The sequence below is a fragment of the Pontibacter pamirensis genome (genome assembly GCF_010015475.1).
GTDB lineage: Bacteria > Bacteroidota > Bacteroidia > Cytophagales > Hymenobacteraceae > Pontibacter > Pontibacter pamirensis.
In genome coordinates, this window is record NZ_SSNI01000044.1 from 16,787 (window position 1) to 37,986 (window position 21,200).

Consider the following 21,200-nt stretch of genomic DNA (forward strand, 5'->3'; position numbering starts at 1 on the left):
TGTAAAATAAGGAGATATGGAAGTTACTTTTAGTTTTTTAACTCGTCCAGCAGTTGCTGCAGCTTTTCTTTGGTATAAGTCTTCCCCCCGAAAATAACAGTATGTATGAGTTGGGTATGGCTTATGTCCTCCAGCGGGTTACTCTCCAGAAGAACAAGATCCGCTACTTTCCCTTTTTCTACAGTGCCATATTGCGCTGTTTTCCCCATAAACTGAGCGCCGTTGATGGTAGCGGTGCGGAGCGCTTGGGCAGGAGTGAGGCCTGCTTCTACCATTTGCTCCAGCTCCTTGTGCAACGAGATACCGGGATACACATAAGAGTTATAAGCGCCGGCATCGGAGCCAGCCAGTATAGTGACGCCTGCAGCCTGCATGGCGGGCACCAGGGTATGAAACCTGTTGTTCAGGTTGTTCATAAACTGTATCGATTCCGCTGAACGGCGCTTGGCGCTGTTAATCCGGCGGGCGTATGTTTGTTCAATGCCGTCTCCAATATAAGCCAGATACTTGTCTGTGCTGTGGTCGTCCTGGTGTAGATTATCCAGCACCTCACTGATGTGTAAGGTAGGCACCACGGCAGCATTAGCAGCAGCCATGCGTTGGAAAAAGCGTTGTGCAGTGGCTGTATCGTATGATTCATAAAGCCAGTCGAGGGCTGTGTAGAAGCCAACCGGTTTTTCTGTTTCGTAACTGGCCTGGATAACGTTGGTGATGCTGTCTTCCTTTGGAGAGCCTGACTTAAAAGAGTAATACAGGTGCTCTGTTATATCAAGGCCACTGTCGATGGCCTCACCAAGGGAAACGGTGAAAGGCATATGCCCTGCCGTCATCATGCCTCTTGCCTCGGCTTCTTTTACAATAGCCAGAAAAACATCCCCTGAAATAGTGCTGTCATAAATCTTAACGAAATCTACTCCCATTAGCTGAAGTGAGTCCAGGGCCGCGGGTACTTCCGCCACTGTGGCAACTTCAATAGAGCCTTCCCAGACAGGATTGGGCCCGTCCAGTTTAGGACCTGCTGTAATAATTCGGGGTCCTACCAGTTCGCCCGCTGCTATCTGGTCCCGCCATTGCCGGATAGCTGGGTACAGGTCACCGCCGGCATCACGCACAGTTGTTACGCCATTGGCAATAAAGAGCGGAAGCAGGTTCTTGTTTTCTTCCTTTAGAGCCTCACCGCCACGCAAATGAATGTGGTTGTCCCAAAGGCCCGGGATGATGTATTTTCCCTGTGCATCTATGGTAGTGGCTGCATTGTATTTGCTTGCTGCCCCCGTGTCTGAGATTTCCTGAATAACACCTTCATCTATTACCAGGGTTTTGCCAGTCAGCACTTCGCCTGCAGCTACATCCACTATGTTCGCGTTTGTGAGGATAAGGTCGTGGTTGTTTTGTTGGGTAGCGGCACATCCTGCCAGCAAAGAACTGCTGAGAAATAAGGCAAGAAAAGTATGAATTCTCATGTTGAGGAGGATAAGTAAAAAAGTATAGGTCTTCGAATTTAGCTTTTTTTAGCTGTAGAAGAAACATCCAGTATCATGTGCTGCGTGGAAGGGCTAAAGCCTTGTGATTCCCAGAAACGGATAGCGGCTTTATTTTTAACAGATACCTGCAGTTCAATGTGGTCAGCCCCATTATCTGTCAACCATTTTTTAGCTGCTTCTACCAATTCATTGCCAATACCTGTGCCCCTGTACTGTTCCTGCACAACGGTTTCTGCTATGTAGCCTTTTTTTGAAAATTTAAAGCCGGGTGCAGCCTGTTTCAGGGTCGCTATAATCATGCCTTGCCAGTTATCTTGCTGCACATATCCGAAAATGCGAGTGTCTTTGTCTTTCAGCCTTGTCAGCAGTTCTTTCTTCAGTACCTGTTCACTGTTGGGCTTGTACCTGAACACCGGGTGGTGGGGCTGGTGAAAATCCAGCAGCTCATGCCAGAGTTCATACACTTCATCAATATCTTCTGGTTCGGCTTCTATAATCACTGGGCAGGTTTTTGAATGATATACGCATCTGTTGTATGACGCTCAATTGAGAGGCTTGGTTGAGCGAATTTCAGTTACGCTATTACAATATCATGCTTGTCTAACAAGCCTGGCAGCCCTGTCAGGGAAAATTTCGCTTTCTTGATTTTGTTGATGTCAGGGTCGATGGAAAAATTGCTGGCCGACCGGAAGTCTACCTTTTCTAATATTGTCTGGTCAAAGACAGTTTGGCTCAAGTCACAATCGCTGAATGTGGAGCCGGTTAAATCAGATTGGGTAAAGTTGGCTTCTTTAATGCTGCAGCCATCGAAGGTGGTTTTCCTAATTTTCCTTCTGAAGAAAGAAACAAAGTCGAGGATGCAGTTGCTGAAGCTTACAGAGAAAAGAAACTCATTACAGGCGCTGAAGTCAACGCCCATTACTTTGCAGTTATGGAATGCAACGGTTTTTAATCCGGTATACTCCAGCCGCATCATACTCAGGTTGCAGTCCTTGAACCGGCAATCAATAAAGTCGTTGCCGGAAAAGTTGCTGCCTGAAAAGTCGCAGTTGGTAAAGGAACAGTCTTCAAACTCTCTCCCCGACACAACCTTATTCGCGTAATTGATTTTATCAAAAGTCTTGTCGCTGTGGTGTGTTTCCTTCATTTCGGGTTGCTATTGGGCTTTATCAGGAGAGATGAAGGTCACCTCTACAATTTCATTATTTTTTACTCTGTATACTGCAATGGCATCGAACCGGGGCTGATCTTTGCTGCGTCTCACCTTTTCGTGATCAATCACCACATTGCCTGCTATGATCCTGTTTACCACTTCACAATGTAAATCAGGCGTGTTCGCAAACATCTGGCCGTATCTTTTTCTCAGTTCCTCTCTGCCCTGGTAACTGAGCACCCCCGGCTGCCGGTATACCTTCACGGTATCGCTGAAAGCTTTTGCAAAGGTGTCGATGTCGCGGTTGTTATAGCCTTGCAGTTGCAGTTTAACAGGGGTTGTTACGGATGATGTATCGGGCGTGGTCTGCGCTTTTGCTGACAGGGCAGTTGCCGCCAGCAAGATGAAAATCAGGAAATGTTTCAGGTACATAGGCTTTATGGGTATAGTGTTAAGTGCTGCTGCAAATTTGAGGAAAACAGCAGAATTTTCGAAACCTGCTACAGTATAAGATGTGTCTATTCAGAATGGCCTGTAGGCAGGCAGCCTTGGGTTCTAATTTGAGAGATTCTCTAGCATGATTTCTTTGTACATTTCTATCGGCATCATACCTGCTTCCATTCTTCGCTTATCCAGGTTTTCCATGTCCTCTGTTGGCGCTAATTCAACTGTTTTGTTTGCCGGGTCAATATGCGAAAACTGTGTGCCATAGCGTTGTTTTTCTCCTGCATTGCTTTTTATGCGGTCATATAAGTAGGCATAACTCTGCCCGTCCATGTCACCGTTTTGAACTGCCTGCTCTATGTTGGGCAACTGCGATTTTTGCCATTCTTTGTCATAATCAGCATGCTGAATCATTATAAATATCCCGCTCATTGCATCTTTGCCAACCATTTCCTTTGTTGGAAAGCCATGCTCCCTGAATATTTCTTTTAACCTTTCCCTGTTTCGGTCGTCTACTCCTTCTCCTTCGTTTGCTATCTCAGCTTTAATTAGACTGTATTTTGTGATGATGTCTTCCTGTAAATTTCCTCTTACAGCCTGATCATCGACATACATTTTAACGAGCTCCATCTGTAGCTTTGGGTTACTGACCTTCTCTTTCTCAATTGATTTGCAAACGTCAACATCATTCAGGTTCTGGGTGAACAAATTTGTGTTACATAAAACCTGGAGCGTCTCCTGGTCCTGACCGTTTATAACCTGGACAAGCTTTTCTCTTTTACCAAGTTTGTCTAATATTTCTAATCCTGTTATTAAAAACTTAGGTTCAATTTCCGAGCTTTCCGACAAAAGTGAATCAAATTGCAATTCACCTAACTGATAATTTTCATCCGTGGATGAGACAATCATTCGCCAACCCAGTTTCCACTTCTCTATCTCAGAGAGCTTCTCTTCTTTTTCGGTGGCAGTACATGAAGAAATCAATAAGATGAGTATGAGTATGCTCAAGTTTTTTTTCATGGAATTTGTTTTCGTGATGCAAAAAAGTTTGATTATGCATTAGCAAAGCCACCGTTAAGGTTTTCTTTGATAGGAATGGGAGGTTAAAATGAGAGTTAAAGCTGCTTCAGGTTTCCATCCAGCACATAGCTTTTGCCCTTCTCCGTCTTCAGCGTAACTACCTGGTCTCCGTAACGAACCTGGCAGGGGTTGCCCAGTTTGGAGAGTATCTTAACCTGCTTCAGTTTTCCCGCTTCCCAATCTATGTCTACCTCAAAACCTCCGCGTGCTACGATACCTTGAATATATCCCTGCTGCCAGGCAGCAGGCAAAGCAGGTAACAGCTGTATTTCCCCGGCGTGGCTCTGCATCAGCATCTCTGTGATACCTGCGGTGGCACCAAAGTTACCGTCAATCTGGAAAGGCGGGTGCGTGTCGAAAAGGTTCGGCAAGGTGGATTTGCGCAGCAGGGCCAGCAGGTTCTCGTATGCCGCCTCGCCGTCCTGCAAGCGGGCAAAGAAATTGATAATCCAGGCGCGGCTCCAGCCGGTGTGCCCGCCTCCCTGAGACAATCGGTAGTCGATGGTTTTGCGGGCAGCCTCCATTAGCTCCGGGTGCTGCTGCTTTGTTATCTGCCGGCCGGGGTGCAGGGCGAACAGGTGCGAAATGTGACGGTGGCCTGGTTCATTTTCTTCAAACTCCTCTGTCCACTCCATAATGCGGCCATCACTGCCAATTTTGGTGGGCGCTAAACGGGTGAGTATCTTCTCGAGGCGTCGGCGAAAAGCAGCATCTCTATTTAGTTCCCGGCTTGCGGCAATGGTGTTGCTGAGTAAGTCCCGGATAATCATGTGGTCCATCGTCGGACCCATCACCATGGTGGCTACTTCGCCGTCTTCAGTCTTAAAAGTATTTTCCGGCGAAATGGAAGGACCGGATACCAGTTGCTTCGTATCCGGGTTTTCTACGAGCCAGTTGGCGCAGAACTCCGCGGCCTCTTTCATGACGGGGTAAGCTAGCTCTTTCAGGTAAGCTTTGTCTTCGGTGAACAGGTAATGCTCCCACAGGTGCTGCGCACTCCAAGCCATACCCATCGGCCACATCGCCCAGCGCGGTTCGCCATAAGTTTCGGTAAAAAGCCAAGGGTCTGTCGTGAAGTGAGCCACTGTTCCTTTTATACCATACATGTCGCGGGCGGTTTTGCGGGCATCGGGGCGTAGTGCATCCAGGAAAGTCAGGAAGGGCATGTGCATCTCCGACAGGTTAGTGATCTCTGCGGGCCAATAGTTCATCTGTATGTTGATGTTGATGTGGTAGTCGGCGCTCCAGGGAGGGGTGAGGCCGTCGGCCCAGATGCCCTGCAGGTTAGCAGGCAAGCCACCCGGCCGTGAACTGCAGATGAGCAGGTAACGACCAAACTGATAGTATAACTCCACGAGTTGCGGGTCGATGTTGCCGTTCTGCATCGCCACGAGGCGGGCGTCGGTGGGGAAATAAGCCGCATCGGTTGTGCCCAGATGTAAGTCAACACGCTTGAAGTACTGCTGGTAATCGGCTATATGATCTTTCTTTAGAGCTTCATAATCTTTATTTGCAACAGAATCCAATTGTGTGGCAGCCATAGCCAGTTGCTCGCTGCCCCGGTAATCAGTAGCGGCCGTTAAGAGAAGCGTTATGGCGTCTGCATTTTCTACCCGGATGCTTTCTCCAGCTGCATTTTTAGTACCACCTTCCTGCAGCACTTTTAGGCGCGCTACCATCCTTACGCCCGTTCCATCGCCTACGTGCTCGCTCATAATGATTTCATCCCCTGCCAGTTCCAGCTTAGCCTTGTTTCCGGGCCTGCTCATGTTTAGGGCGAAAGTCAGGGCACCGGGCTTGCTAGCCGTAAGCCGCACCACCAGCGCCTGGTCGGGGGCACTGGAGAAGATTTCGCGGGTAAAGGTGACATCACCAGCGCGGTAGCTTACTTTAGCTACGGCTGTCTCCAGGTCTAGTTCCCGGCGGTATTCGGTAATATCTTTTGTAACGGGGCCAAAATCAAGCTGCAGGTCGCCCAGCGTCTGGTAGGTGCTGTGGATTTTCTTGTCGCCCATCATTTTTTCCTGAGCCAGGTCCCGTGCTTCCGCGTATTGGCCGGCAAAAAGCAGTGCCCGTACCTTCGGCAAGGTAGCACGTGCTTCCGGGTTCACAAAGTCAGCTGGCTTGCCTGTCCAGACAGACTCCTCGTTTAGCTGCAGCCGCTCTATTGCCACGCCACCAAAGACCATGGCACCCAATCTGCCATTGCCTACAGGCAGCGCTTCGGCCCAGGTGGAAGCAGGATGGCTGAACCACATTTTCAGGTCGTCAGGTGGGGGTTGTTTTTCCTGAGCTACAGAAGCAAAGACGGAGAGTAGGCAAAGGAGTAGGGGGAAGAACTGCTTTGTGTATGGCTTTGATTGGTGCATGTAAAGGTTACCGGCTTGGTTAGAGTAAGGTTAAATATAAACTTAAATGATGTCTTTCTATCATCTGATGGTGGGTATATGTATCAGGCTGTAGTTTTTGAGGACCCGAATGAAAGATAATGCCCCTGGTGCTGCTCATAATTGAATAGCATCAGGGGCATTGTATATTGTGAAACGAACAGGTGGTGCTACTCTTTTGTGTATATCAATTCATAAGCCTGTAAGGCAAGCGTGTCGTTCTGGCTCAGCTGGCTGTAATCAGGCTGACTCTTTAGCTCGTTGTATATGTTACTTCTAGAGTACCGGTTACCGCCGTACCCTGGATTAGTGTTAACCAGCAAATAGTTCAGCAAGGGGAAATGCAACTGGTCAGACTTAAGATAAGCTACCTGTTTTTCCACAACCTTTAACATTGTTGAGTAACCTGTAGCAGTTGGAAGAGGCTGTTCTTTTCTATAGGCGTAGTCGTGCCTGTAAAACCCTTGCTGCAGTTTACGCAGCATTGCCTCTTCCTTAGGTGTCCATACCAAAGTAGATGTGTCTGTTGAAATAAACTCAACTAGTTCTCCGCTCTTCCTGATAGAGTAGTTTTGCCAGCTGTAGTTATACACCCTCTTTCCTTTCGCTGCTGATGCGGATATGATGTGAACAGAATCTGCTTCTGCAGGAGAAATATTCTGCATAAAATTATAGGGAAGCAGGAACTGTCCGCCGTTTTTTTCGACAAACCGGTCTATCACCTGCCAGTCTACTATTTCCCCTTCCCTGGAAAAAAGCCTGACCTGTGAACTGGTTCTGTATTGTATACTATGGTAAGTGGCGGGGTATTGTAGTACAACCTCGTCCTTGTCCTTCTCACATGCCACTAAGCCGAACAGCAGCATACAGAGGTAAAATTTTTTCATGGGTATAGTTTATTTGCGGTGAGGAACGGTGGCGTGATACAAACTTGAACTTTACAAGTATCCTGTCCCATTCTTGCTGTAAATATGTGTAATATCTGTTATTATAGCATGTGCTTCAGCAAGTATTATTTGTTCTTTTTATTTGTTGATAGACAAGTAGAAAGGCATCAATCTGTCAAAAAAATCCCCTGCCACTAGGGAGCGGCAGGGGAAGAGGAATAACTATTGCAATAAAATAAATTACTGTTCTATCTGCTTCGGCCTTTCGGCCTGCCGGAGGAACTTCCAGGCTTGCCGGTTGCACCTTTATTTCTTCCGGTTGTCTCATTAGGTTTTCCGGGGCCGCGGCTTGTTTTACCGGCTGCACCTTTTTTCCGGAGCGAAGCAGACTTCGGGTTAACAAAAGTTTCTTTTGGTTTGGCTGGCGCACCCTTCGGCCTGCCAGAGGCAGGTTTTGGTCTGATAGCCGGACGCTGAGGTGTTTCAGCCGCTTCCTCAAAATAAGAAGCGTCTTCGGTGTTTACAGACTCGGCCACCAATTGATGCAGTGTTTCTGTTTCTTCCTGGGTGAGGTAGCGCCAGTTGCCTACGGGCTGGTCTCCCAGCTTTATGTTCATCACCCGGATACGTTTCAGTTTAATTACTTTGTAGTCCAGTGCTTCGCACATTCTCCGGATTTGTCGGTTCAGGCCTTGTGTCAGGACAATCTTAAAAACGTTTTTGCCCTGCTGCTGTACAAAACAGGGCTTGGTTACAGTTTCCAGGATACGTACGCCGCTGCTCATCTTCGCCACGAATTCAGGAGTTACGGGCTTGTCTACGGTTACAATGTATTCCTTGTCGTGGTTGTTGCCTGCCCGCAGAATCTTGTTGATGATATCGCCGTTATTGGTTAGCAGGATAAGCCCTTCTGTCGGGTTATCCAGGCGGCCAATCGGGAAGATGCGCTTCGGGAAACCTATAAAATCAATAATGTTGTTTTTGTCTTTCGGGTCGGTGGTGGTGGTAACACCAGCGGGCTTGTTGAAAGCGATGTAAATTGGTTTGTCAGTCGGTTTTCTGGATTTAATTGCTTCTCCGTCTACCGCAACTTTGTCACCGGCTTTTACGGTGGCGCCCATTTTTGCGGTTTTACCGTTGATGGTGACACGCTTTTCTTCAATGTATCGGTCGGCCTCTCTTCTGGAGCAAAAGCCGGATTCACTGATAAATTTATTTAATCGTGTGGAGGTATCTTCAGACATGGGGATTCTTAAAATGTAAGGTGTAGGGTTGTTAAATAGAGGAAACCTTTATTTTATACTTACGGAATTGGTGAGAAAGCGTCAGAAAAGGCACTATCTTCTGCAGGAAGTTCAAAGGTTATAGGTGTAAAACTCCAGTGGCTGTCTGACTATTGAGAAGATGTGCGGGAATTTGTTGATAATCCCCGTTAGGGACAAACCAGGCACAGCAGGGGCAGGCTATCTTCTGCTTATCATTCTGATATATAGATCTTCTACTTTCTGACGTGCCCAGGGTGTTTTCCGCAAGAATTTTAAGCTGGATTTAATGCTGGGGTTGTTGTTAAAGCTATTGATGTTGATTTTATACCCCAGTTCTTCCCAGCCATAATAATCGACTAACTGAACCAGGATCATCTCCAGGGTTCTGCCATGTAAAGGGTTGTTTTTCTGTTCTTCCATCGTATTCCTTGCAAAATTAGTTAAATACAGCAAACTAAACACGTTAATTATAGCGAAAGCCAAACATGAAAGTTATGAGCAGGATAAAGGTTGAACTGCAATAGTTTACTAGATAAGTTTTGTCAGGCAGGTGCTTAATTCTTTAGGTGCAGGCTCTTATACTGGCAAGGTGTTCGCAAGACATATGGAGGTAGAGCTAAAGTATACCTTTGACAATTTTTTGATACGGCTTGTGGACTTTTTTTTCTTTTCCGACAGTTTATGAGGTGCAATGCTTACCAAACAAATTGCTCTTAATTGGCAAGCATTGCAGAAACATTAGCAGGCCAAAGTCCGGATTATTGTTCACTGACGTTACGCAAGAGTCCCAGCGGGATGACCTGTTGATAGAAACAGGGGCTCTCTATTCTTTAGCTCCAGCGGAGCGACCTGTTGGGTATATGTTTAAAGGCCGCTCCGCTGGAGCTAATGGCGATTTATGGCCATCTGGCTATTTGCAGGTCGTCCCGCCGTGACTAAAAATAAATTATGAACTGATACTGCGTGACGTCAGTTATCCCTATTAAATATAAAATGTATTTTTTACATTTATATTTAATAAAGCTAGATTTGCAGGATAATGCTGCTTAAATTTTATCATCATAAACAAAATGAACTACATCAAACTCTTAAAATTTACGCTTGCTGTGATGCTCATTGTCAGCGGATGTACAATGAACGCGCAAAAGTCGGAGAAGAACCAATTCGACAACCCGATAGCCTTGCAAAGGGCAGATCCGTTTGTGACGAAAGCTGCCGATGGTAATTATTACTTTATTGCCACAGTGCCAGAATATGACCGCATCGAGATACGCAAGTCAGAAACCATTAATGGCATAAAAGAAGCAGAACCGGTGGTAGTATGGCGCAAGCACGATGAAGGTTCCATGGGCAACCACATTTGGGCTCCTGAACTGCATCGGATAGATGGAAAATGGTATATCTATTTTGCAGCTGGTTCGGCCGAGGATAAATGGGCCATACGCAAATATGTTTTGTCAAATCCGTCGGAAGATCCCACAAAAGGCGAATGGACAGAGGAAGGTGAGATGGTTAGCAAAAGGAATGAGTTCACCCTCGATGCCACCACTTTTGTGCATAAAGGCCAACGCTACCATATCTGGGTGGATAGGGCATCTGATAAGGAGGTGAATACAGGCTTGTATATTGCTGAAATGACCAGCCCAACTACCCTCGCTGACAAGCAGGTGGTAATCTCCCAGCCTGAATATGCGTGGGAGAGGATTGGACATAACGTGAATGAGGGCCCAGCAGTACTAATCCGCAATGGAAAGGTGTTTGTAACCTTCTCGGCCAGTGCCACCGATGCTAATTACGCCATAGGTTTACTTTGGGCCGATGAGGATGCTGATCTTCTGGATCCTGCCTCCTGGAACAAATTACCTGAGCCGGTTTTTTACACCAACGAAGAGCTGCAGCGTTTCGGTCCGGGGCACAACAGCTTTACAGTGGCTGAGGATGGCAAAACCGATATCATGATTTACCATGCCCGCGATTATAAAGAGATTGATGGCGAACCGTTGTACGATCCCAACCGCCATACCCGTGCCAGGGTTTTGAGATGGACCGAGGATGGCATGCCTGATTTTGGACAGGATTTGAGTGACAATGAAACGGCGGTAAAACAGTCAAAAAAGGAATAGTGTCCTTACATTTGTATTATTGAATCAGAAACAGAGATTCTCAATGAATCACATTAGGCATCTAAACGGTATGTGAATAAAGGAGTTTCACTCCTAAACCCCAACTGCTTTTTGTCTTTCTGTTGAGCCCTTTGCTACCTGGTAATTAAACCACAAAACCATTCAATGGCAGTTCTACAAAGAGTTGTCGTTCAATGGCTTTGTGGTTTATCCGTTTAACGATACCACTTCTTGCTTCGTTTTTCGGTAGGCGGGAGTAAAACGAAAAGCAACCATTTGATTAAAATTTGGGTCGTTTAGTAAGATAGACTTTATTCACTCAAGCTGCGGTTTATTTAATGCTTGCTGGCATTAGACACAGCAAGTCCGTCTTTGCTACAATCCTATTTTGTTAAATGCAACTAACGAAACCTGTACACCCTTCCCTTTCAGGGCTACTTAGACATAGAGAGCTACGGGCTTTTAATTGCCTTCTTCTGTTTGTGCTAGTGTCAATCGGCATCAAGCCTATCTTACAGCTAAATCACCAACTGAAAGATGCGTTGTTTCAGGATGATAAAATAAGCATCACAGGCACCGTCTTGGACAAAGCAACGGACACACCCATACCTTTTGCCTCTGTTTCTGTCGTGGGGAGGGAGCAACATGTTCAGTCCAATGGCAAAGGTTATTTCACACTGTTGTTGCGTCCGGAAGACAGGAGACATAGCCTTAGGATTTCTTCATTAGGCTATGTCTCCCGTGAATACAAGGTAGAAGCTTTATTAGATAAAGCAGGATCGGGTGGTGTCAGCCTTTTTCTGGAGTTAAAGCACAGAAGCCTGAAAGAGGTCGAGGTAACTGCAAAGGCCCAAAAGTGGAAAGCGCAGCGGGTGGGTTACCATATAGACGAAGGCACCTCTTTCCATTATCGGTTCACCCCTTCAGGTACAGCCTACACAGTGACGGCTGGACAGGAAATAGGCACCCGGATCAGAGTGAAAAGGAAACAGGCCGTGCTGCAAAGCGTTTCCTTCGGCCTGGCCGGCTCGGGTAACGCAGCTGTTAAGGTGGGAGTAAAGCTTTACTCCATCAAAGACAATCTTCCATATCAGAACCTTCTGCACAAACCAGCCATCATCAGCATTGAGCCGCACCACACAGGCTGGATAACAGTGGACCTGGAGAAACACAACATTACGGTGGAAGGGGACTTTGCCCTTGTTGTCGAGTGGCTTTCGGAAACCACCAGGCTTAACAGCGGCTCGCTCATGACCTTTGCCACAACCCCCAAAGGGCAGGTTACCTATTACCGGGCAGCGGGCGCAGAGCCCTGGAGGATCCGCAAATCGACATTACTTGATGTGAAGAGCATCGGCATGTATGCCACCCTGCTGTACCAAAGGTGAGCAATTCCCGAAGGCCCTAGGACCTTATTAAATTAACTATACATCTTTCAGGCACTGAGAAGGATTTACTCTTGCTGCTTTTACAGCCTGCATGCCAACGGTAAACCAGGCAACGAGCAGTGCTGTCAGTCCGGCGCTTATAAAATACCACAGTTCTAAATCTATCCTGTAAGCAAAGTTGCGAAGCCAGTAAGTTACTATGAGGTAGCTGAGCGGCAAGGCAATGAGGATGGAGGTTAGCACCAGCTTTGTAAAGTCGCTCGACAGCAGGTAAACAATGTTAAACTCACTTGCTCCCAATACCTTCCGTACACCAATTTCCTTTAATCTTCTTTCGGCAGTGAAAGCTGCCAGTCCAAAAAGGCCGAGGCAGGATATAAGAATGGCTAACCCGGCAAAGAACTTGGATAGCACAGCTACGCGTTGCTCTGCAGCATATAACTCCTGGTAATCTTCGTTCAAAAACCTATAGTCGAATACAAAACCGGGATTGTATCCTTTGTAAAACTGTTGTAGCTTTTCAATCGTTTCCTTTTCTCTTCCGGCTTCTATTTTTACCATCACCTTCATGGCGGTTTTTGGCTCTAATCTGAAAAATAGGGGCTTCACACGCTCATGCAGCGACTGGAAATGAAAATCTTTTGCCACACCAATAATCTTTTTGTCTTCCCCCCACAGGTTCACCACTTTGCCAATGGGGTCTTTCATTCCCATAGCTTTAACGCCAGCTTCGTTGAAGATGATTTTGGAGGTATCTGCACCGAAGTCTCTTGAAAAGGTCCTGCCTTCCTTCATGTTTATACCCAGCGTTTCGATCATGTCGTAATTCACAGCCACTGTTTGGAAGGCAACGTCATCCTTGTTTTTCCCCTCCCACATTAAACCGATCGTAGAGCCATGATCGCTGATGATACTGCCCCCGCTGGATGCCTGTATAACACCCGGTATTCTTTTTGCCTCTGAAAGAAAAGTATTCAGGTTGTCCTGCACTTTGCCTTCTGCATTAAAATAGATGATGTTGTCTTTGTTGTAGCCCAGATTCTTGGTCTGCACATATTCTATCTGCTTGTAAACAACCAGTACTGACACAATCATGATAACCGATAGTGCAAACTGAAATACCACGAGCCCTTTTCGCGCCCACAGTTCTCCCCCCGGGCTGTCCAGTTTTCCTCTCAGTACAATGGCGGGCTTAAAACCGGAAAGGTATAAGGCAGGATAGCTGCCTGCTAAAAGCCCTGTAAGAAACGAGACGCCAAGCGCAGCCAAAACAAAGCGGGGGTCAAGAGAGAGTACAAGTTGCTTCCCGGTAATTTGGTTGAAAGGAGCCAGTGAAAGCTCAACAAACATGAGGGCAACAGTCAGCGACGCAAAAGCCATCAGCATAGACTCGCCCATGTATTGAAGAATAAGTGATTCCCGGTTGGCACCCATGGCCTTTTTTATACCCACCTCCTTTATTCTTCTGGAAGCTTTCGCCGTGGACAGGTTCATAAAGTTGATGCACGCTATCACGAGTATGAAGATGGCAATCATGGAAAACAGCTTCACGTACTCTATTCTTCCTCCTGCCTGTACGCCATTCTCGTAGTTGTCGTACAAATATTTATCTGAAAAGGGCCGGATAAATAAAGAGACATTGGAGGCAGGAAGCTTGCTTTTGATAAACCCACTAATCTTGTTGTTGAACTGGTGCGGATCTGTTCCTTCCTTTAAAAGTAGGTATGTTTCCGCGTTGTGATTGTCCCAGTGTAACCCGCTTCCAAGCATGTCTTTGAACTCCTCAAAAGAGAGTACAAAATCGTATTGCTCAGAGGAGTTAGGAGGGATGTTTTCGAAAATGCCGGAAATAATAACTGGTTTACTGAATTGCAGAATCTGCCATTCTACGGTTTTGCCGACTACGTTTTGCGTGGTGTTAAACAGCTTCAGCGCCAGTGCTTCGGATATAACAATGGCGTTTTTGTCTTGAAGCACCTGATCTTTATCTCCCTGGGTAAGGGTATAGGAGAAAACGTTGAAGAAATCTTTGCTTACAAACTGACCGGTTGCGCTGATGTGGTTCTCCTTATCAGAAATGGTGAACATATCAGGAATAATAGAAGAACTGGCGGCATACGCCACCTCTGGCATTTCTTCTGCCAACGCCTCCGCCAGGAGCCCTGGGCCGTTCTCCCAGGTTTCAATTCCTTCCGAATTATCATGGTTCGTCATCACCTGAAAGAGCTGGCTGTCGTTTTTATGAAACTTATCCATGCTCACTTCATCGTTCACCCACAGGAAAATGAGCAAGGTGCAGGCTAAGCCTGTAGACAGGCCAACCAGGTTTATAAAGAACGTGCTTTTGAACCGTTTGAAGTTTCTGTAGATGAGGAGAAGGCTGTGCTGGAACATGATAACTTCTGTTAGGCAGGCGTGATAAACATAGTTTTTGTTCCTGGTGTTATCCAATACGTGTGCCACGATGAAAAATAGCCTCTATTGGCGGCATAGCCATTTATTCGGCCGCCTGATGTTCGGATACAGACACTAAAATGTACGATAACGTACGGTAAATCCACCTTGCTGGAGAGGCTTTTGCTCGGTTTTAGCTTTGCCGGGTCCAACCACCCTTAACCCCTCCTGGGGGTGCAGCCCCCCCTTAAAGTTCAAGGAGGGGAACCTGCGTGAAATGTGACTCAAGATTCTTTTATGCGTTCTGCCTGTTATTTGCTGGGCAGGACTTGTTATCCTTCAAACCCTTCCAGCACAATCATCTTCGTGTTTGCGGCTCTGTGGCGTATAGCTTTGGCTTTGTTGTACTCCGGAGAGTTCCACCATTCCTTTGCCCGCTCTACCGATGGGAACTCCAGCATTACCATGCGGTTAGGTTTCCAATCGCCCTCCAGCGTTTCGTACTGGCCACCACGCACAATGAATTTGCCATCGTAAGCGGCCAGCGAGGCTGGGGTTAGCTTTTTATACTCTTCGTAGGTAGCTGGGTCTGTTACTTCAACTTCTACAATTACATATGCTGCCATAGTGCTTTTATTTTTGTTTGATAATAGTGTTGGTGATAGAAGCCTAGTTACCAGTTCTTCCGGAAAATGTTCGGCCTTGGCAGGTAATCCCCTAAATCGTAGAGCACTGTTTTGCCGGTAGCTTTCTCTTCCCGTACGCACACACCTACCGCGAACAGGTCTACTGCTTTTGAAAAGTCTTTGGTGTACACCAGCTCTTTCCAGGCCTCATTCATATCATCAGACCAGTAAATATCATCGAAGATATACATGGCGTTTTCAGACATAAGTGGTTTTACCCGTTCAGCATAGTGCAGGGTTGCCTCTTTTTCGTGCTGCCCGTCAATGAACACACAGTCAAACTTTGCCTTCTCCCGGATAAGCAAATCAATGGCATCATCGAATAAGCTGTTCATGATCCGGTAATGGGGAGATACCCTTCTCATGTTTTTATGCGCGATATTGCACAAGGATTCAGAGCCTTCTATTGTCGTCAGTTTCAATCCGTTAACTGAGACAAAATAGCTTCCCGAAAACCCCGTGTTCGTGCCTAATTCCAGTACTCTTTTGGCGCCATACCCTTCCACAATCCTTCGCAGAAGCATGCCCTTTAGTTTTGGGGAACCCGTTTTTACGTGTGCTTCTATGTTGCTCTCCACATACTCCCCGCTAAGGGCATGCCCCTGCGCATCTTTTTGAAAAGAGCCGGAGTGGGGCGACGTATAGCTGGCTATGTTTTGTGCATCAGATACTTTTGGTATTTGCGAACGGAAGACCTCTATTTTATTGGCAATAGCTCTTTCATCCGCTTTTAGATAAGGAACAAATTGCAGCCTTGCCGCCGGATGAAATTCCTGCGGGAGCTTTCTTAAAAAATCAGAATGAAACTGGTTATAGTTAACAGCCCGTGCTATAACTTCTTTTAAATACTTGCTTATTTTACTCATTAGAAATGATGTGTTGATCTGGATTAGGAACGGATTTGTACAGGTAAAAACGTGTTAGCAGGTAAATGCTCCTGCACCAAAGGGAAACAGCAAAAAAAGAACCCACCCCTAACCCCTCCGAGGAGGAGAATTCCTACAGGTGTGATTTATTCCCCTCCTCGGAGGGGCTAATGGTGGGTAAACGGTTTCTCTCACTCCTTAACGGATACTACTCCAAAATATTTGCGTTTACTTACTCTTCGCAGTTTTCGGTGCATCCCCAGAAAAGAGTACGGGCGGCTTTCTGTGCTTTGTGCCTTGCTCATAGGAGTAGGTCAGCTTTATCAGGCTTGGCTCATCAAACATTCTGCCCAGGAACTGCAAGCCGGCTGGCAAATTCTCATAGGTATAGCCCATAGGTACTGTAAAAGCTGGCTGCCCGGTATGGGGGGCTATAATCTGGCTGTTGTCTCCCTTATAACCCTTAAAGTCTCCCACTCGGGCGGGTGGATTGTTCCAGGTAGGATAAACGAGCGCGTCTACCTGGTGCTTGTCCATTGCGGCTACCACTGCATCCCGGAAAGCGATTCTTTTAGGATCCGTATAAGCGTCACCACAGGCATGAGCGGCGTCATCCGGATGTTCAGCCTGCTCAAATTCGTATTGTAGATTCTCTTTTATATAAGGAGAATATTTACTGGAAACAATGACCTCCTCCAGGCTGCTCACTGGCGCTCCTTCACCTAAAGAGAAAAGGTACTGGTTAATGTCCTGCTGGAAGACCGAGCACCACTGGTCTTTGCTCAGGTCATCAAAGTTGTCTACCTCCACAGAATCCACCACTACAGCACCTAATCTTCTGAGGTCTGCAATAGCTTGTTCGAAGAGCGCCTTTACCTGCGGGTCGGGGTTCTTTTCACTCAGGGTTCTAAGCACACCGATACGAGCGCCTTTCAGGCCCTCTTTGTTCAGGAACTGGCGGTAATTTTCCTGCACTTTCCCTTCGCTGTATTTGGTGAGCGGATCGGAAGGATCATACCCGGCAATAACCTCCAGTATTTTGGTGGCATCGGCTACGGTGCGTGCCATAGGGCCGCCTACGTCGTTGCGCAGGTATAGGGGTGCAATGCCATGCCGGCTGGTTAAGCCTAAAGTAGATCGGAAACCGACAAGGGCATTATGCGATGAAGGTCCTCTGATGGAGTTGCCCGTATCGGTGCCTAAGCCCACGGTGCCCATACTGGCCGCTACAGCCGCCGCCGTGCCGCCACTGGAACCTGCCGGAACGTGATTCAGATTGTAAGGGTTCAGCGTTTCGCCGGCAATAGAGCTGATGGTGACCATAGGGCTGAAAGCCCATTCGGCCATATTGGACTTGGCCAAAACAATGGCGCCGGCTTCTTTTAAAGCTTTTACCTGGTACGCATCTTCGGAAGGAGCAAAGCCTTTCAGCGCGAGTGAGCCGGCTGTGGTCTGCAGCCCTTCGGTATTGTAATTATCTTTTACGATAACCGGAATGCAGTGCAGCTTCCGGAGTTGTTTTGTCTGTGCATACTCCTGGTCCAGTTCCCTTGCTCTTGCCAGTGCCTTGTGGTTAGTCACCACAATGGCGTTTAGCCTGGTGGGCTGGTCGAAGGTTTGAATGCGGGTAAGGTAAGCGGTTACCAGTTGCTCACAACTGCAGGTGCCAGCCTGGAATGCCTCGTGTATGTCGGCAATGGTTGCCTCCTGTATGCTGAAAGATTTTTTGGCAACACTGCTTTTCGTTGTGTTGCCTTTCTCCGCCGCCTGCGGGGTACAACTGTTAAATAAGAAAAAGCAAAATAAGCAGTAAAGAACTGCTGGAAACTGGAAGCGCATGGGCTTGTGAATTTTTATTGTCAGAAGTAAAGCTACAGGTATTCCGGCTATCTGAAAAGGTCTTGGCCTGAAAAAAAATATGGGAAAGTTAACAGATGATGTAGCATGGCAGCAGCCTTCTGTTGTAACATAGGCATACTTTCTCAAAATAAACTTAACTTTATAGTGCTGACTTACCAGCAAACAGTTTAGTACTATCTATCAAGTCTAATAATTGTACAGCAAATGCCAAAGTTTTACCAGGTCATAAGTTTCGCCCTACTTATGGCTGCCACCCAGACATCCTGCTCCACTACAAAAGAAGCGGCGCAACAACCAACTGCCGCCACCCAAACAGAGGACCCTGTAAAGGCCAGACCAGCCTCCAGGAGCGGCTTTAAAAACTATAATGAGGTTGTCACAAAAGACGCTGTGTCAGACCAGGGGCTTTTTACCGTTCATAAAGTAGGGGACAAGTACTACTATGAAATTCCTGACTCGCTCCTGCAGCGCGACTTCCTGTGGATAAGCCGGTTTGCCAGCCTTCCGTCCGGGCTGGGCGGCGGCTACGTAAACGCTGGTTCTTCTGTGAATGAGCAGATGGTGGTGTGGCAGAAGTTTAACGATAAAATTGTGCTGAAGACGAAGTCTTACAATGCTGTTGCTGCCGACTCTTTACCAATCAGCCTTTCGGTGCAGGCCAATAATTACCAGCCAACCATCTACGCGTTTGATATAGCTGCCTTGTCAAGAGACTCAGCAGGGTATGTGATAGATGTAACCAAGTTCTTCTCCAGCGACATCAAAGTAATCAGCGGGCTTGATGCTGACATGCGGAAAAACTACAAGGTGAGCAAACTGGACGAGAACCGCAGTTTTATCAATAGCGTAAAGAGCTTTCCGCTGAACATAGAGGTGAAGCAGGACTTTACCTATGATGCTGCTGAGCCACCATCAAACTCCGCTACAGGGTCAATCAGCTTAATGATGAACCAGTCGATGGTACTGCTGCCAAAAGAGCCGATGCAGCCCCGCCTCAACGATTACCGCGTAGGCTACTTTACCATTCGGCAGGTCGACTATGGCTCCGAGGCGCTGAAAGCCGACGAGAAATCATACATCCGCCGCTGGAAGTTAGTGCCGAAAGACATTGCCGCCTATGAGCGTGGTGAACTGGTAGAGCCAGTAAAGCCCATTGTATACTACCTCGACCCGGCCACGCCTGCAAAGCTGCGCCCATACATTAAAGCTGGCGTAGAGCAATGGCAGACAGCGTTTGAAACAGCCGGATTTAAAAACGCTATCATTGCCAAAGACCCGCCTTCGCCGGAGGAGGACCCGGATTTCAGCCCGGAAGATGCGCGCTACTCCGTAATACGCTATGTGGCCAGCACCACCCGCAACGCCGTTGGCCCTAGCGTGTCTGACCCGCGCTCCGGAGAGATCATCGAGAGTGACATTATTTGGTACCACAACCACCTGCGCTCTTACAGAAACAGGTACTTACTGGAGACAGGCGCTGCCAACCCGAACGCCCGCACCCTCGATACTCCTATAGAAGACCTGGGTGAGATGATGCTGGAGGTGATTACACATGAAGTGGGGCATGCCCTTGGCCTGCCGCATAACATGAAAGCCAGCGCCGCCTACCCAACTGACTCATTGCGATCTGGTGAGTTTACTCAAGAGTACGGCATTGCCGCCACCATCATGGACTATGCCCGCTACAACTACATTGCACAGCCCGGCGACGAGAATATCCGGTTCATCCGCCAGTTAGGCCCTTATGATCATTACGCCATTAACTGGGGTTATCGCTACCTGCCCGATGCCAACAGTGCAGAGGAGGAAGTGCCGACACTGTCGAAATGGATAACAGAAAGAACCGGCGACCCAATTTACCAATTCGGCAGCGGAAGCGGCGGATACGACCCGGAAAGCCAGACGGAAGGCATCGGCGCCAATGTAATGGAGTCGAGCTCCTATGGCCTGAAGAATCTGAAGCGGGTAGCGCCGAAGCTGTATGAATGGACGGCAGCCCAGACAAATGACTACGATGACCTCGAAGAACTGTACGGTGAACTGGTCGGCGTCTGGAGCCGCTACATCGGTCATGTGGTGACGAATGTGGGTGGGGTGCACGAAAACCGCCTGAAGCCGGAGCAGGCAGGTTATATCTTTACTCCCGTAGCTGCCAAAACACAGACAGCCTCCCTGGACTGGCTTCTGAAGAACGCTTTTTCTTCGCCGGAGTGGCTGCACCAGACAAATATCAGCCGCAACATTCACCATGCCAGCTATGTGGAGAGCATCCGCAACCTGCAGGAGCGGCACCTGAACAGCCTACTTTCCGCAGACAGAATGGCCCGTCTGATGGAAAACGAGGTGAACAACGTAGGCTACAATGCCTTGGACATGGTACGCCAGTTGCAGCGCGGTATCTGGAGTGAGGTGTACAGCGGAGCCAAGATTGACATCTACCGCCGTAACCTGCAAAAGGCTTACCTGGACCGCATGAACTACCTGCTAAACGAAGAGCCGGCCCGCAGCAACCGCAACTACGGAACCCCGGTGGAAATCAGCCAGTCCGATATCCGTTCGATTGCAAGAGGCGAGCTGGTAAAGCTGCAGCGCCAGCTGAGAAGCGCCCAAAGCCGCTACATTAACGACCTCAGCCGGTATCATATAGATGATGCCATTGTCAGAATTGAAAACATCCTGAATCCGAAGAAAGCCTAAAGTCGGCTCAGAAACGTTAAACGTTATATTTGAAAGCCTTTCCAACCGGAAGGGCTTTTGCATGGGTAGAGGTGAGATGGCGAGAAGATTAATTTATTTTCCATTTCACTGGCTCAAGTTTTAAAACTTGTGTCTAAAAATGATGTCGGGTTTGTAACCCGACTGGGCCCAGAGGCCCAAAAGTTGTTGGCGCGAGCAAGTACATCTGCGCCACTTATAACTGACATTACGCAACACCAGATTTTAATTTGTTTTAAGTCCCGGCGGGATGACCTGTTAATATCCCGATGGTTAGAAACTGCCCTTAGCTCCAGCGGAGCGGCCTGTAAACATATCCCTAATAGGTCGCTCCGCTGGAGCTAAAGAATACTCGGCTTCTTTTCTATCAGGAGGTCGTCCCGCTGGGACTCTTGCGTAACGTCAGTTATAAGTAAAGATTAAAAAGTAAAACCATAATCTGGCGCGGGAATCCATCCCGTGACGCAC

At 47.6% G+C, this 21,200-nt stretch carries 16 protein-coding genes; 3 read left to right on the forward strand and 13 right to left on the reverse strand.

The features are described 5' to 3' along the window. Positions 1-29: 29 nt before the first annotated feature. The 9 genes from E1919_RS23045 to E1919_RS23085 form a co-directional block, all read right to left on the reverse strand. On the reverse strand, positions 30-1,463 hold the full coding sequence (locus tag E1919_RS23045) for an amidohydrolase family protein (protein WP_162055767.1): 1,434 nt from the start codon (positions 1,461-1,463) through the stop codon (positions 30-32). Between the two features lie 38 nt (positions 1,464-1,501). Beyond that, on the reverse strand, positions 1,502-1,984 hold the full coding sequence (locus tag E1919_RS23050) for a GNAT family N-acetyltransferase (RefSeq protein ID WP_162055768.1): 483 nt from the start codon (positions 1,982-1,984) through the stop codon (positions 1,502-1,504). A 74-nt stretch (positions 1,985-2,058) separates the two neighbouring features. Beyond that, positions 2,059-2,631: a pentapeptide repeat-containing protein gene (locus E1919_RS23055; RefSeq protein WP_162055769.1), complete on the reverse strand. Its 573-nt coding sequence runs from the start codon at positions 2,629-2,631 to the stop codon at positions 2,059-2,061. A gap of 9 nt (positions 2,632-2,640) precedes the next feature. Then, entirely contained in the window at positions 2,641-3,069 is a 429-nt protein-coding gene (locus E1919_RS23060; RefSeq protein ID WP_162055770.1) for a nuclear transport factor 2 family protein, read from the reverse strand. A 123-nt stretch (positions 3,070-3,192) separates the two neighbouring features. Then, a complete protein-coding gene (locus tag E1919_RS23065; protein ID WP_162055771.1) occupies positions 3,193-4,101 on the reverse strand; it encodes a DUF6624 domain-containing protein in 909 nt (302 codons plus the stop codon). Between the two features lie 95 nt (positions 4,102-4,196). Then, the gene (locus E1919_RS23070) at positions 4,197-6,530 is read right to left on the reverse strand and encodes a glycoside hydrolase family 95 protein (protein WP_162055772.1); all 2,334 of its coding nucleotides are present in this window, start codon (positions 6,528-6,530) and stop codon (positions 4,197-4,199) included. Between the two features lie 188 nt (positions 6,531-6,718). Next, positions 6,719-7,435 (reverse strand): hypothetical protein, encoded by a 717-nt coding sequence (locus E1919_RS23075; protein ID WP_162055773.1) that lies wholly within the window; start codon positions 7,433-7,435, stop codon positions 6,719-6,721. A gap of 248 nt (positions 7,436-7,683) precedes the next feature. Further along, a complete protein-coding gene (rluF, locus tag E1919_RS23080; protein ID WP_162055774.1) occupies positions 7,684-8,679 on the reverse strand; it encodes a 23S rRNA pseudouridine(2604) synthase RluF in 996 nt (331 codons plus the stop codon). Between the two features lie 219 nt (positions 8,680-8,898). Then, positions 8,899-9,120 carry a VF530 family protein gene (locus E1919_RS23085; RefSeq protein WP_162055775.1) on the reverse strand — a complete coding sequence of 74 codons (222 nt, stop codon included), beginning with the start codon at positions 9,118-9,120 and terminating at the stop codon, positions 8,899-8,901. Positions 9,121-9,770: 650 nt separating this feature from the next. Here E1919_RS23085 and E1919_RS23090 point away from each other — a divergent pair. Together E1919_RS23090 and E1919_RS23095 are read left to right on the forward strand one after the other, a co-directional pair. Beyond that, positions 9,771-10,823: a glycoside hydrolase family 43 protein gene (locus tag E1919_RS23090; protein ID WP_162055776.1), complete on the forward strand. Its 1,053-nt coding sequence runs from the start codon at positions 9,771-9,773 to the stop codon at positions 10,821-10,823. Positions 10,824-11,305: 482 nt separating this feature from the next. Then, on the forward strand, positions 11,306-12,211 hold the full coding sequence (locus E1919_RS23095; protein ID WP_162055777.1) for a carboxypeptidase-like regulatory domain-containing protein: 906 nt from the start codon (positions 11,306-11,308) through the stop codon (positions 12,209-12,211). Positions 12,212-12,247: 36 nt separating this feature from the next. Here the strand turns inward: E1919_RS23095 and E1919_RS23100 are convergent, their stop codons facing one another. From E1919_RS23100 to E1919_RS23115, 4 genes are all read right to left on the reverse strand, one after another. Continuing rightward, a complete protein-coding gene (locus E1919_RS23100; protein ID WP_162055778.1) occupies positions 12,248-14,605 on the reverse strand; it encodes an ABC transporter permease in 2,358 nt (785 codons plus the stop codon). Between the two features lie 332 nt (positions 14,606-14,937). After that, positions 14,938-15,231, reverse strand: a complete 294-nt coding sequence (locus tag E1919_RS23105; protein ID WP_162055779.1) for a DUF1330 domain-containing protein — start codon at positions 15,229-15,231, stop codon at positions 14,938-14,940. A 47-nt stretch (positions 15,232-15,278) separates the two neighbouring features. Next, positions 15,279-16,157 (reverse strand): O-methyltransferase, encoded by an 879-nt coding sequence (locus E1919_RS23110; protein ID WP_162055780.1) that lies wholly within the window; start codon positions 16,155-16,157, stop codon positions 15,279-15,281. A 228-nt stretch (positions 16,158-16,385) separates the two neighbouring features. After that, positions 16,386-17,996, reverse strand: coding sequence for an amidase family protein (locus tag E1919_RS23115; protein ID WP_162055781.1), 1,611 nt, complete (start codon positions 17,994-17,996; stop codon positions 16,386-16,388). A 225-nt stretch (positions 17,997-18,221) separates the two neighbouring features. Here E1919_RS23115 and E1919_RS23120 point away from each other — a divergent pair, with 225 nt between their 5' ends. Continuing rightward, a complete protein-coding gene (locus tag E1919_RS23120; RefSeq protein ID WP_162055782.1) occupies positions 18,222-20,714 on the forward strand; it encodes a zinc-dependent metalloprotease in 2,493 nt (830 codons plus the stop codon). Positions 20,715-21,200: the final 486 nt, after the last annotated feature.